Below are 11,901 nucleotides of genomic sequence, written 5' to 3' on the forward strand. Positions count from 1 at the left end.
CGCAAGCTGCAGGCCGACCACGAACTGTCCTACCTGTTCATCAGCCATGACCTCGCGGTGGTTCGCGCCATGGCCGACTACATCATCGTGATGAAGCAGGGAAAGATCGTCGAGGAAGGTCCGACGCAGGAGATCTTCGACAATCCGCGCGAGGCCTACACGCAGACGCTGATGACCGCGGCGATCGATGTGACGCGGATCCGGCTGAGGGTATGACCGCGTCCCGGGTTGGGACGAAGTTCATTATTGGGATGAAGTTCATTGCGATGGCGAGGTGCACCTGCGTGCCCTGCGCCGGCAACTGAACGTAATCTTGGGAGGATGCAGATGGTTGCCGCCGGACGCGTTCACGGGCTTTCTTTGGCCGCCGTGAAGGGGGACAAGACGCTGGCCGAGCTGGCGCAACAGTTCGACGTTCCGCCGAACCCGATCGCGACCTGGAAGAACCATCTGCTGAAAAGTGGCCGGGGTGTTCGGGTCGGACAAGGCAGCGGCGACCGAAGCGCCCGTCGATTTGAAGGCGTTGCATGCCAAGATCGGCGAGCTGACGCTGGCCAACGATTTTTTTAAAGGCGCGCTCAGCAAAGCCGGCCTGGGTGCTGTCACGTTGTTTGAAGAAGGGGCGCATGAGACCCTCGGTACCCGCTGCATAAAGCCAGACGGCGCGGGCGATGATCTCCGGCGGAAAGCGATTGTTCTTGTGACGAGCGGCAGCGTCAGACATGCCTCGGCCCTTACCGGCAAGCCGTTAACGCAAAAACAATGTGACAGCACCCTTGAAATTGCTTAGCCCCATCCGAGAATATCTTTGCCGACTTTTGCGACACTTCATTTCTGAAGCTGTGGACGTATCCAATCTTTATCATTGGCCGGCTAAGCAACCTAGCGTCAGGACCGTCTCGATGGCAAGATCGGAACAGCGGGTTGGCCGCCACGCGTCGTGGACGCCTGCCGGCCAAGGTTTCTTTCGTCAGCCACAGCGTCAGACCGCCGCGCCGTCGAAGGAAAGCTCGCCTCGTACGCCGGCCAATTCGTCACCTTGTACTTCGTCTTCGGTTTTCGGTGACGCCGGGCGGAATTGTGTTTGAGGGGCATTCGGCGAAGATCATAGCTCCATTTGCGATCTCACCCGCCTATCGGCAAATCTAAAAACGATCCGTGCACCAACAACGTCTTGGGTTGAACCTCCGTAGCGCGACTTCAGGCACGAATTGATAATTGGCGAGGGCGAGCAAACCAAGACCCGGGGCAAGATCGAGATAGGGGCAGGCGACCGTGCACCGGTCAGCTTGTTGTCAGATCGCTCGCTTACACTCCTAGCAAGTCTTAAGTAGACCGATATTGACTACAGTGCAGATCGGTCGATAGGAGCGCGAGTCGCATGTATAGCAGAATCACTGGTTCATCCAGCCAGCCTACAAGCGCAGGCCATCCCGGCGAGTCGGAGCAGGCAGCAGATAATCAGAGATTTGCGGAATCGCTCGCAGACGCGGGGACTAGTTCGTCGTCGGCGACACGGCCGTACTCCCTCACCTCCGAACCTCCTGTATACGACATGGACAGTGATGAGTTCAGGCAAGAGTTGAGGGACTTCTATGGTGTCGATGTCAAGCACATAGCAGACAATCCTCAAGAGTACTCAGAGTTCGTGTCCTCAAAAGCCGAGCGCACCGCAATTGTTGCTAGGGTCGGTGCGACCATAGATGACGAACCGGGTTCGAAGTACTTCAGCTACCAGTTGGGCGACAAAAGCGTCGGGCTCCTAAGGACGGACCCAGGATTCCGCATCAAAGGGGAAGAGTGGCAGAAGAAATACTTTCCAGACCGAAAAAACATTTCATCGGTCGTGGCTCTTCGAGTTTCGCACCCGCTCGTTGAGAACGCGGGCGATGTTCTGCTCGAACATCAACTTCGGCTCGACGGCAAGAAGCCTCTGATCATGTCACGTCCTGCTAACGATGCGGCGAAGCCCCGTCTGGAGCAGATGGGCTTTGTTGACGTGGGGGAGAACCAGTTCGTGCTTGACCCTAGACGGTCCGATAAGTGGACAATCAACAACGAGGGTAAATGGCAGCGAACAGACAAGCCACGGCTGTATCTTCAAGCCGAGAGCGAGGATCCCGTTGAACGAAGTACCGATGAAGACGAAGGATATGTCGAGACAGACTCGTCCGGCGATGATCCTTCTTGGTTCTTGGAGCGGGCGCTCAATTTCCGCGGATCACAAGCCGACTGAGAGTCTCGATGGACTAAAGGGAATGTGCATGAAGGCTATCATGTTTCGTCTCCCGCGTGCCCGGCGCGAAAGGATACCCCCCGGCCGCTCCGATTCGTTAGCTTAACGGTGCGCCTGGGCTCCTCTGTAGGGGCCTTAGTGCAGTGAAATTTCATCAGCACAAAGGAGATTGTTTGTGGGAATTTGTTGTTCAAAGCCTTCAGTAGTAGGCTCGCCTTATCATAGTTCGAGCGCCGGCGGCGCCTCGCACTCAACGGCTCACAGCGACAGCGGTGCCAGCCATCGCGAGTGGTCTGCGCTAATTTCGACGGCATCAGGACCGGCCGCGATAGCTCCCCGAGTCGCTCTGGGAACGTCGCCAAACACGTTGCAACAACGACGCGGTGAGGCACTACAGCGACATGAGATACAGCAACTCGCCTACCTCATTGCGGCCATGATGACTGGCGATCCGGTCAGAAGCCCCGCTCGGATCACCGCGGCCGGTCAGACAGTGCACGACGTTCGCCTGCTCCTCAGGCACGGACGCGGCAACGTTCATGCGGATGGCGAGCCGTCCCACGGGCACAACGTCGTAGGCGCAGGTGTAGCCTACCGCGGCCTCGATCGCGACAACCAGATGGCATTGGCGGGCGCGCTGGGCGCAGGCTTTTGCGATCACTTCGCGCGCCTCGCCGCAGTCTCGCACGCGCCGCATTTGCGCGATGGTGAATCGGTCGTGAATGCAGGCGGCGAGGTGGAAATTATGGAAGTGAACGACGATCACACCATCTCGGCCACGCGAACTGGACACGCATGGAACGAGCTACGCCGCGACAACGGACGCGATGGAGAGACGACCGTCGTGCAGGACGGCTGGTCGAACGGCCCGGCGGTGCGGTTGAAAGACAGCGCGTGGGCGAAGGTCCAGGTGAAGAAAGAGGGGCTGAGTCTCGACAAGGACGACGCCCTGTGGTTGAAAGATCGCATCGAACAACTAATACCTCTCGTCCACCCGGACGAAGACGAATACACAGCAACGCGGCTGCAGGAGTTGCGCCGAAATCCGACCCAACAAGATCGCTTTGTGGAAACTCAGGTAGTGTCGGCCGAGTTCGCCGCAAGAGCACGGGAAGCCCGAGAGCAGATTCCGCGGGAACAGCAGGAGCAGTTGGTCTCGATGGCGGCGCAGGAATTCTATGGGCTGTCTCCCCACGAGGCGGGCGCCCCGCAGTTTATTCACTCGGTGCTGGAACAGGTTGGGCTCTTAGACCATCAGGATCGTCCGCCGGTGGTGCCGCCGGAATATTGACGACGACTCCGTGTCGTCTCGATGGGCACTGCGTTGCGGCACACGCTGCGCTTGGCGTGGCGCGCTTCAGGCATGAGATGCTGGCCTCGGTACCAGCGCGGAAGTTGCGCAGCTTGCGATAGACCCAGCGGCTGCTGACCATGTCTTCGATCCTGAAGGCGCTCTTCTTGCGGAACGCCAAATCGCGCACGTCCCAAGCCTTGGTCTGGCGCAGATTGGCGCGGCTGGCATAGCCGCCGTCGGCCGCCGCCTGACGCGGCGGCTCGCCGTAAAACGCGATGTGGCGCTCCAGCATTAGCAGCAGACGCTCGCTGTCTGCTGGGTTGCCTGCTTCGCAATCGAGCGCCGGCTTTCGTCGCTCGCCTGGAATTGTGCGCAGCGTGGCCAGCACCTCGACCGCAAGGACCGGAATATCGCAACCGTGATGGCCGGCATCCGCAACACGGACGCCTTCCCTCCCCGGCAAAAGGAAGCGATCCTGCCCGAGGATCTCATCGCTATGCTGGAGACGCTTCCCCGCGGCCCCCTGCGCGGCCTGCGCCATCGTGCCATGCTTCTCCTCGGGTTTGCCGGCGGGCTGCGTCGCTCGGAGATCGTCGGCCTTGATTTCGGTCGCGACCAGACCGAGGACGGCCGCGGTTTGGTGGAATTTTTCCCGGACAAGGGCGTGCTGGTGGCGCGAGGTCGACATCGGCCGCGGCTCCTCCAACTCCTGTTGCCCCGTGGTAGCATTAGAGACCTGGCAGAAATTCGCCCAAATCGCGCACGGGCCACTCTTCCGGCGCGTTATCGGGAATGGAAAGGCGGTCGGGTCCGACCGGCTCAACGACCAGGAGGTGGCGCGCCTGGTCAAACGGACCGCTCTCGCGGCCGGCGTCCGCGGTGATCTGCCCGAAGGAAACCTCGGACGGATCTTTGCCGGCCATTCATTGTGCGCAGGCCTCGCCTCCTCGGCCGAAGTCGACGAGCGCTATGTGCTGAGGCAGCTCGGCCACACGAGCGCCGAGATGGCCCGCAAGTACCGACCGGTTCCGCGTGAACCTGACTAGGGCGTCGGACTCTGAAAAGCCCTCTCCCCTGCCCCGCTCAGCGCACGGCTGCAGGAGTTTTGTTGTTGAGGTTGGCCTCGGTATCATTGGGCGCTAGAGCACAGGCTCGCGGTCGATGACGCGAAGCAGAGTTCGGGCAGCGCCACTTGGCTGTCGCTTACCACACGCATCCCGGCCGGTTGGTGATCTCGCTTCGGGCGAAGTCCGCATCAATGATCACATCGCATGGTCAAGGCCCTGCAGACCGCGGAATACCGTCTCGTATCGCGCCGCCCGGAACCGCGACGCTGATCAACTTCACCGCCTCGAAATTGGCTCTGCTGTTCGGCATAACGAAAAAGGCCGAGCTTGACGCGTCGAAAGAATACGCTCGCCAGCTCACGCTCAGCTGCGAAACCTTAATAATACAAATGAAATTAGGCCGATTTTGCAATAGCCGCTCGCCACCTACCGGCCGGCATGGTCGCAAGGGTTCGCATCCCAGGCATGGCTAGATAACTCGGCCGGCCCTGTTGTTTAAGTGCAAGCGTTCGGTAACGGCTAACAATAAAAACAAGCACTTACCTTTAAAGGCGGGTTAAATTGTCAGGCTGCCATCCGTTTGAAATTCCTTACGATTTTCTTAACCCGTTACCGCGCGTTACCGCTGCCGTTACCGCTCTGTTCACGGCGTTTGAGCCGAGCGTCAGCGAAGCGATCGGCGGCCTCCAGCACGGCGCGGTCGTACCTCTCTGTCGTCTTGGTTCCGGTGTGCCCGGCGACCTTGCTGGTATCGTCAAGTCTGGCCCCTGACGCCCTGCCCTCGGTGATGCCGGATGCGCGCAGATCGCGAGCCCATAAGGTCGCCGGCAAGCCAGCCGCTTTACGGTCCACTGTCCAGCGCTGCGCGAAAATTGTGGCACGCCAAGGCAGGCCGTTCTCTTCGGAAACTATCATTGGCCCGGTTCGCCTCTCAGCCGGCCAGTGCTTCAACTCTTCCATCACCATAGGTGCCTTCTGCAGCGAATAGGAAATGGACGCTCCTGAACTCTCGGCTGTCTTGGAAGGGGTGTAGTGAAGCACCATGTCGGCGTCGATATCTTCCCATCGCAGACCGAACCATTTCATCTCCCTATCGGCGTCGAGAACTTCCGAAACGCCGCCCATGTTCATTGGCCACCATTGGCCAATTGCATCCCACAGGCGCAAAACCGTTTCGAAGCAAAGAGCATAGGCTAGCGCCGACGATGGTCGACCGTTCTTGTGAGCGGCTTCACGCGCCGCGACGATCTGATGAGCCGTGGCCGACTGGTTCCGAGGTTTCGGATGCGGCAGCGTCTTAGCCGTTTCCCGCATCACTGCTGCCAATGCGGCGCAGCCTTGCAGGCGCATCATGATTCCGAAGCTCACAGCGGCGAACAGAACTGCGCGTGCCGTGGTTGCAGCGGCGAGATATCGGCCGTTCTGTGACCAAACATCATGCCAGTCCATCAGGTCGATGCCGGTGGTTTCGTCAATACGGACGTTGCCGATGTGGCCCCTTAAGTTCTTCAGGTAGTGGTTGTAGGGCCGAAGCGATCCCGGTCGCAGTTTACGATAGGTGCTGCGCGGGTGCGTTTCATAGATCGAGAGCAGCGACTTGATCGAGCCATCAAACTTCAACGGATCTGCACGGTACCCGGTGCGCCAAAGCAGCATGTCCGCCTGCAACGAATCGCACTTCGCCTTCAACATGTCGGGTTGGTCAGCGAGGTAGCAGAGGTTTACGGTCTTCGGGCTATAGCCGTTCCTTACATCTACTTCGTCGGCTACCCAAAACGGCGTTTTACCCCTCGCGCGCTTAATCCACTTCAGCCCGGGAGCCTTGATCTGCTTTTCGCCTTCCATTGGCTTACGTCCGCTCTGCCAGGCGCCGCCGCGGGGGATTGGGCGATGCCAAGGTAACCGTCGTAGAAACGGCGTACGAGAGCGACAGGCCGACCGCCGTGGAATTCGTCAATGGCTGGGAAACCTGCTTTGCCGGACAGGGTCGGCAACCGCTCGCGCATCCATCTTTCCGCTTTCTCGCGACCGACGATCGCCTGCGCGATCTGCTGATCGGTTGCGAACAAGGGCAAGTCTTCGAGCCGCAGTGGTGTTGTGTCGATGGCCGCAAACTGAGTGGGGTCGGCCTGCCGATAAGTGCTTCTTCCAATTTTCTTCATCGCTCATGCCCGCGTTGGGACGTCCAATGCACGTTAGGGCAAGCGTCGTCGAAATCTCTCCATTTGCGTATTGCTATTGAGTACGCTCCTGCCGCCTTTTCCTGCTCGCATCACTTCCAGAAACAGCGGGGCTGGCTTTGTCGCCTTGGCGCATTTAAGCCGGTGGGGCCGCGCCGGGGCCGTGCGGTCGGATACAGGCAGGTCCGGTTCTCAAGCCCGTGCTTGATGTGCAGCCCCCAGTCAGTGAGGGCCAGCCTGCTGGAGGATTATAGCTTTCCGTCCTTTTCAGTTTCGTCAAGCAGGACCAGCACGATCTGCCAGAACCGCAAATCCAGCTCCCGGTGCGCATTGCGGGCCGAAAGCTCGCACCACTTGATCGCCTGGATAGCATCCGCCCCGAATAGATCGCGCGCCGCCCTGGCAATCGCTTCGGGGGTGCTGAAAGCCCAAAGCCCGTTCTCCTGTCGTGAAACCGAGGGTACAGCAAGCGTGCCGCAGGATATGGCGGCGCCGACCCCTGTTTCGTGCTCGGCTGTCAGCGGGAGCACCTCTGTCATCGACGGGCGTTTCATGTCACGCGGTCTCCGCGTTGGTACATGATCACCGACGTGCAGACGTCTTCCCGACGCTTTCGAGGATAAGGCTGCTTTTGGCTGCTGCCCGGCATGAATGCGCCCGGCTGCAGCGCCTGGCCTATGCGCGCCAGATCGACGAGGGCTGCGCGCAACTGCGGCCAGGGAAACTCTGTACAGTCTTCGGCCCTTTCGCCTTCGCGCAGTATCGCATCGAGTTTGCCGGCCACACCACCGATCGTCGTGGCAGGCGTTGCCGTCAAGGTTTCCAACAACCCTTCCTCTTGATCGGCTGTGGCAAGCTCCTCCCGCTTGGCGGCCGAATAGCCGATGCGTCGGTCCTCGGCATCCCAGCGCGCCTGCGAGGCGGCCAGATCGGCCTCGGCCCGAGCACGCAGCTCGGCAAAACCAGGATCATCCCCGAATAGGTCTTCCAAGTCGCCCTGACAGGAGACGGTGACGGTTATTCCCTCATCGGGTAGCTCGACATCTGCTTTTGGAAACCCGATGGCCTCAACCAACCGGGTCTCCAGGTCCTGCTGCTTGCGGCAGAGCGCGGCGGTACGAAGATATGTGCCGTGCCATTCGTGCCACTGCGTCAGTGCGGGGTCGGACCTAGTGTCAGCGAGGACCGATGCTGCAGCCGCCGATGAGTGATCCTTCAAATGCAGCGTCGCGGTGACCATTGGACTTCCCATCAGCAATTGCCTCCGGGTGACGAAAGGCAGAGTCATGCTAGTCTCAGAATCAGCCATGATCCGAGCTCCCTATAGCTTGGCGTATGGTCAGGCTGGCCAAGGTGTTTCCGCACCTTAGCCAGCCGCTTCGTTGCGCGGCCCAAGCCGAAGGACCATGCAACGACAGCTTTGATAGAAAAAATATCAATTCGATTGGTGCGGATGTCAATAGAAAATCTATCAAATAGCCATCCAGCAGTCACAACTCGGCAGGTGAAGGCCGCCAGAGCGCTGCTAGGATGGTCTCAGGGTGATTTAGCGGCGCATTCTGCCGTTTCAGAACCGACCATTGCGCGCCTTGAAGCTGAAGATGGGCCACTTGGCGGCCGCACGGAGACAGCCACGAAGATCGTCCATGCTTTAACTCGCGCGGGGATCGAGTTCATTTCAGAGAACGGTGGCGGCCCGGGCGTTCGATTGGCACGGCCCACAGGTGACCGGTGACCACTACATGAAATCCGAGAGTGCTCAGCATTAGCTCTCATGGATCAGCAAAGATCGTGTGCGGCAGTGCTCCGACCCGACAATGGGCTAGCCTCGAACTGGCTGCACAACCGCGGCAGTTCCAGACTGCCCTTTATGCGACTTTCGAATGTAGCAGCTAAGTTAAAATGTCCGGATCTGGCAAAGTAGGAATGTCGCTCCTGCCTTGCCAATCTGCCCGCGTTCGAGAGCGCGGGAGATTGCAGATTGGGACTGGTTCTGATGAGCGAACGCGAGCTGCGGCGTATCGAGGTCCTGTCGAAGGTCATTGAGCAGAGAATGACGAGCGTTGCAGCGGCAAGCCTGCTCGACGTTTCAGTTCGTCAGGTCCAGCGGCTGTTGAAGACGTTTCAGGCGGATGGCGCTGCATCTCTAAGACACAAGGCGCGTGGCCGGCATTCCAACAATCGCATTGTTGATGGCGTTCGCGACTTCGTGCTGGATCTGATCCGTGAACACTACATCGACTTCGGACCGACGCTTGCCCGCGAGAAGCTGATCGAACGGCATCAGCTCGCAGTCAGCAAGGAGACGCTGCGCAACTGGATGACGGAGGCTGGAATCTGGATCTCCCGCCGGGAGCGCAGGAAGCAGCTTCACCAGCCACGGGGCCGGCGCGACTGCCTCGGTGAGTTGGTGCAGATCGACGGCTCACATCACTGGTGGTTTGAGAACCGTGGCCCCAAATGCGCCCTGCTCGTCTTCATCGACGATGCGACCGGCAAGCTGCTTCATCTGCGCTTTGCCGGCTCCGAGAACACGTTCGACTACTTCCACGCGGCCAAGGCGTATCTGCGGGAATGGGGCAAGCCGTTGGCTTTCTATAGCGACAAGCACGGCATCTTCCGAACGACCCATGGTTCGGAGAAGGACCGCACCAGCGGCCTGACGCAGTTTGGCCGCGCGCTCTATGAGCTCAACATCGACATCATCTGCGCCAACACTCCACAGGCCAAGGGTCGCGTCGAGCGCGCCAATCAGACGCTGCAGGACCGGCTTGTGAAGGAGTTGCGCCTCCGCGGCATCAGCACGATCGAGGCGGCCAACGCCTTTGCGCCCGAGTTCCTGACGGACTTCAACGCACGCTTCGGCAAGGAGCCCCGCAATCCGACCACATGTTCGGCATTCCCGACGGCAGCCAGAGCAATGGCTATGTAAAGCGTGGCCGCAAGCTCGGCCAGAAGGCAGAATTCACAAAGGACCCCGCGGTCGTCGTTCGGCGTCAGCAGGCACTTGCCAGAATGCCCGCAGCCAAGGTCGAGAGCCAGGCCGTCAAAGTCGATCTGTCACTCACAGAGAGTGATAGGCATCGTATTGCGGATGTCCTCGCAGTGCTGAACGAGTTTCCAATCAACCGGAAGGCTCAACCGACAACGAAAGCCGGCTTGTAGCCCAAAGCGGGCCACGCGGCTCTCAAAGCTCACATGAGGGGTTTGGCGTCAAGACATGGGCGCTCTCCTTCAGCACCGTCGGAGCCATGGTCTGAGCCTTGCGCGTGACGCGGCTTTCCTTGCCGGTTCAAACTCACATACGGTCGCCGCACGGCGGCTGCACCATCATTCCGCTTGCGTTGCGGTAAAGGCTCAGGAGGGCGTGACCATTCTAAAGCGCGGCATTTGAAGCCATACTTTGAGCCGGTTCGCCCACCTGGGTCCGCCAGGATTGATCAGTCCTGGAGATTTCGAGAATGTGGCCGATCGATGCGTCGGTCACGCCGCCTTCATCACGGCCCCGTCGATTACGACGCCGAACCTGACGTATTTCCAGAGTGCAACGAGCAGTTTCCTGGCGAGCGCGACGATCGTGCTCTTCTTATGGCGTCCGCCATTTGAATTGACGCGCTGAAAGAACCATGCGCTGAGCGCCGAAGACGGCTGATTGCGCAACCACAGCCAAGCCAGTTGGATCATCGTCGTTCGCAGCCGCGGATTACCCGCTTTCGATACCCCTTGTTCTCGGTCGACTGTCCCGCTTTGCCAAGGTGTCGGCGCCAGCCCGGCGTAGGCCGCAACCTGCCTGCGATTGTTAAACTTCCGGGATAATCCCTCGGTGCAAAGAATGGCCGCGATCTCCGTTCCTACGCCCTTGATAGCGCACAACATCGCAGCCGGCGTTGCCGAAGCGCTTTCCTCGGCAGCGCTCACCAGCGCGTCACGTTCTCGTTCGACCATCGCAATGTGATCAAGCAGCAGCTCGAGCCTATCGAGTTCGCGGACGAGTTGCGCCTTGAGGTTGGGTGGCAAAGCCCTGCCGTCGCCTGTTCGCAGATCCTCGAGCCGTAAACGTCTGTCTTTCCGCAGCGGTTGGTATCCGCCAATCCCCTGGGCAAAGAGCAGACCCTTGATGCGATTGACGTGTTCGACCCGTTCAGCAATCAGAACGCGTCGCTCACGACATATGCGGCGGCAGTCTTCTTCTTGCGGGCTCGGCGCCCTCACCATCGCACAGACGCGAGGTTCACCGCGTTTGAACGCTAGCAGCGCACGCACCAGCGTCTCGCCGTCAATCTTGTCGGTCTTGGCTCGCCTGCCACGACGTGACGCCGCAATTGATGCTGCGTCGACAATATGACTTTCGACGCCGTGCTCCTGCAGAACTCGGTGGATCCAGAACCCATCGAGCCCCGCCTCCTGGATCGTAACGATTGGAAAAACGTGGCCAGTACGGCAGCGAGCTTTCTCTTGAAGATGGGCGAAACGGGAGAGCAATTCGCCGACGTCACCGCCCTGGACCGCATGCTTCGACATCTTCTCACCGTTGCCCGGCGACAACGACGTGACCAACCATGTGGCGCGGCTCAATTCGAGGGATACAAAGATCGCACCCAGATCTGTGCGGATCGCGGTGGAACTGTCGTAGTGGCTTTGGGAAGCATGCATGGCCGTTTCCTTGAGGTTGATTGCGTCTGTGCAACCACACTCTTGCAGAGCGCCGGGCGCGGTTCACGCCTCATGGAATCTAAAGCCGACGGAGATCTACTCGATCGCACCCGATCGGGCTCTGCAACCCCGACCAGCTTACGCCCGATCGGGCGCTCATGTCGGCGCCAGCAAGTGCGTCGCTGTCGCATTTCTAACCTGCTGAGCCCTACCCTTCGAACAGACCCTGGCGACATTTCTACTTTGCTGGCAGCGCGACATCCGAACTTGGTTGCAACATCGAATCGACTAAAGCACAAAGGGCGAACGTTTGGAGGGAGTTTAGGGCCTGCGCATTCATCCCTCAGTTCCGGGTATCATTAGCAATGGCCGATACGGGGTCGCACGGCCACTGTCCGCTGATGGGCGTCGAGGGTCGAATAGCTGCGGTAAGGTGGCTGAGCTCGACCGCGGCTTCGGCCCCAGAGCGAG

The 11,901-nt window shown here is 59.7% G+C and carries 10 protein-coding genes and 5 pseudogenes; 7 read left to right on the top strand and 8 right to left on the bottom strand.

Going from position 1 to position 11,901, the window contains the following annotated elements; genetic code table 11:
• Positions 1–216, top strand: a 216-nt coding sequence (locus AC0YKC_RS31210; RefSeq protein WP_488513827.1) for an ABC transporter ATP-binding protein, incomplete at its 5' end; no start/stop codon positions are given.
• Positions 217–321: 105 nt separating this feature from the next.
• Positions 322–594, top strand: a pseudogene (locus tag AC0YKC_RS31215) (hypothetical protein); the annotation flags it as partial.
• A gap of 274 nt (positions 595–868) precedes the next feature.
• On the opposite strand, the pseudogene AC0YKC_RS31220 reads toward AC0YKC_RS31215, so the two are convergent.
• Positions 869–1,095 (bottom strand): annotated as a pseudogene (locus AC0YKC_RS31220) (IS5/IS1182 family transposase); the annotation flags it as partial.
• 286 nt (positions 1,096–1,381) lie between these two features.
• Here AC0YKC_RS31220 and AC0YKC_RS31225 point away from each other — a divergent pair.
• Complete coding sequence (locus AC0YKC_RS31225; protein ID WP_488513828.1) at positions 1,382–2,236, top strand: host specificity protein; 855 nt, start codon at positions 1,382–1,384, stop codon at positions 2,234–2,236.
• Positions 2,237–2,627: 391 nt separating this feature from the next.
• On the opposite strand, the gene AC0YKC_RS31230 is transcribed toward AC0YKC_RS31225, so the two are convergent.
• Positions 2,628–3,002 (bottom strand): hypothetical protein, encoded by a 375-nt coding sequence (locus AC0YKC_RS31230; protein WP_488513829.1) that lies wholly within the window; start codon positions 3,000–3,002, stop codon positions 2,628–2,630.
• On the opposite strand from AC0YKC_RS31230, the gene AC0YKC_RS31235 reads away from it, so the two are divergent.
• Complete coding sequence (locus tag AC0YKC_RS31235; protein ID WP_488513830.1) at positions 2,982–3,527, top strand: hypothetical protein; 546 nt, start codon at positions 2,982–2,984, stop codon at positions 3,525–3,527. The two genes, AC0YKC_RS31230 and AC0YKC_RS31235, sit on opposite strands and share 21 nt — an antisense overlap.
• 40 nt (positions 3,528–3,567) lie before the next feature.
• Here AC0YKC_RS31235 and AC0YKC_RS31240 read toward each other — a convergent pair.
• Positions 3,568–3,861: pseudogene (locus AC0YKC_RS31240) on the bottom strand (ISNCY family transposase); the annotation flags it as partial.
• A gap of 3 nt (positions 3,862–3,864) precedes the next feature.
• On the opposite strand from AC0YKC_RS31240, the pseudogene AC0YKC_RS31245 reads away from it, so the two are divergent.
• Positions 3,865–4,589: pseudogene (locus AC0YKC_RS31245) on the top strand (tyrosine-type recombinase/integrase); the annotation flags it as partial.
• A gap of 617 nt (positions 4,590–5,206) precedes the next feature.
• Here AC0YKC_RS31245 and AC0YKC_RS31250 read toward each other — a convergent pair.
• From AC0YKC_RS31250 to AC0YKC_RS31265, 4 genes are all read right to left on the bottom strand, one after another.
• On the bottom strand, positions 5,207–6,442 hold the full coding sequence (locus tag AC0YKC_RS31250) for a hypothetical protein (RefSeq protein WP_488513831.1): 1,236 nt from the start codon (positions 6,440–6,442) through the stop codon (positions 5,207–5,209).
• A complete protein-coding gene (locus AC0YKC_RS31255; RefSeq protein WP_488513832.1) occupies positions 6,406–6,759 on the bottom strand; it encodes a hypothetical protein in 354 nt (117 codons plus the stop codon). Before AC0YKC_RS31255 ends, AC0YKC_RS31250 begins: the two co-directional genes overlap by 37 nt.
• 266 nt (positions 6,760–7,025) lie before the next feature.
• Positions 7,026–7,331, bottom strand: coding sequence for a hypothetical protein (locus AC0YKC_RS31260; RefSeq protein ID WP_488513833.1), 306 nt, complete (start codon positions 7,329–7,331; stop codon positions 7,026–7,028).
• Positions 7,328–8,065 (bottom strand): hypothetical protein, encoded by a 738-nt coding sequence (locus AC0YKC_RS31265; RefSeq protein ID WP_488513834.1) that lies wholly within the window; start codon positions 8,063–8,065, stop codon positions 7,328–7,330. The genes AC0YKC_RS31260 and AC0YKC_RS31265 overlap by 4 nt, the downstream gene beginning before the upstream one ends.
• A 708-nt stretch (positions 8,066–8,773) precedes the next feature.
• Between AC0YKC_RS31265 and AC0YKC_RS31270 the strand changes: the two are divergent.
• Positions 8,774–9,661 (top strand): annotated as a pseudogene (locus AC0YKC_RS31270) (ISNCY family transposase); the annotation flags it as partial.
• Between the two features lie 5 nt (positions 9,662–9,666).
• A complete protein-coding gene (locus AC0YKC_RS31275) occupies positions 9,667–9,942 on the top strand; it encodes a hypothetical protein (RefSeq protein ID WP_488513835.1) in 276 nt (91 codons plus the stop codon).
• A gap of 318 nt (positions 9,943–10,260) precedes the next feature.
• Here the strand turns inward: AC0YKC_RS31275 and AC0YKC_RS31280 are convergent, their stop codons facing one another.
• Positions 10,261–11,430, bottom strand: a complete 1,170-nt coding sequence (locus AC0YKC_RS31280) for an IS110 family RNA-guided transposase (RefSeq protein WP_488513836.1) — start codon at positions 11,428–11,430, stop codon at positions 10,261–10,263.
• Positions 11,431–11,901: the final 471 nt, after the last annotated feature.

The sequence above is a fragment of the Mesorhizobium sp. CNPSo 4661 genome (assembly GCF_057784215.1).

Coding starts and splice junctions, on each gene's coding strand:
- AC0YKC_RS31225 (WP_488513828.1), top strand. CDS start 1,382: ATGTATAGCAGAATCACTGGTTCATCCAGCCAGCCTACAAGCGCAGGC.
- AC0YKC_RS31235 (WP_488513830.1), top strand. CDS start 2,982: ATGGAAGTGAACGACGATCACACCATCTCGGCCACGCGAACTGGACAC.
- AC0YKC_RS31250 (WP_488513831.1), bottom strand. CDS start 6,442: ATGGAAGGCGAAAAGCAGATCAAGGCTCCCGGGCTGAAGTGGATTAAG.
- AC0YKC_RS31255 (WP_488513832.1), bottom strand. CDS start 6,759: ATGAAGAAAATTGGAAGAAGCACTTATCGGCAGGCCGACCCCACTCAG.
- AC0YKC_RS31260 (WP_488513833.1), bottom strand. CDS start 7,331: ATGAAACGCCCGTCGATGACAGAGGTGCTCCCGCTGACAGCCGAGCAC.
- AC0YKC_RS31265 (WP_488513834.1), bottom strand. CDS start 8,065: ATGACTCTGCCTTTCGTCACCCGGAGGCAATTGCTGATGGGAAGTCCA.
- AC0YKC_RS31275 (WP_488513835.1), top strand. CDS start 9,667: ATGTTCGGCATTCCCGACGGCAGCCAGAGCAATGGCTATGTAAAGCGT.
- AC0YKC_RS31280 (WP_488513836.1), bottom strand. CDS start 11,430: ATGCATGCTTCCCAAAGCCACTACGACAGTTCCACCGCGATCCGCACA.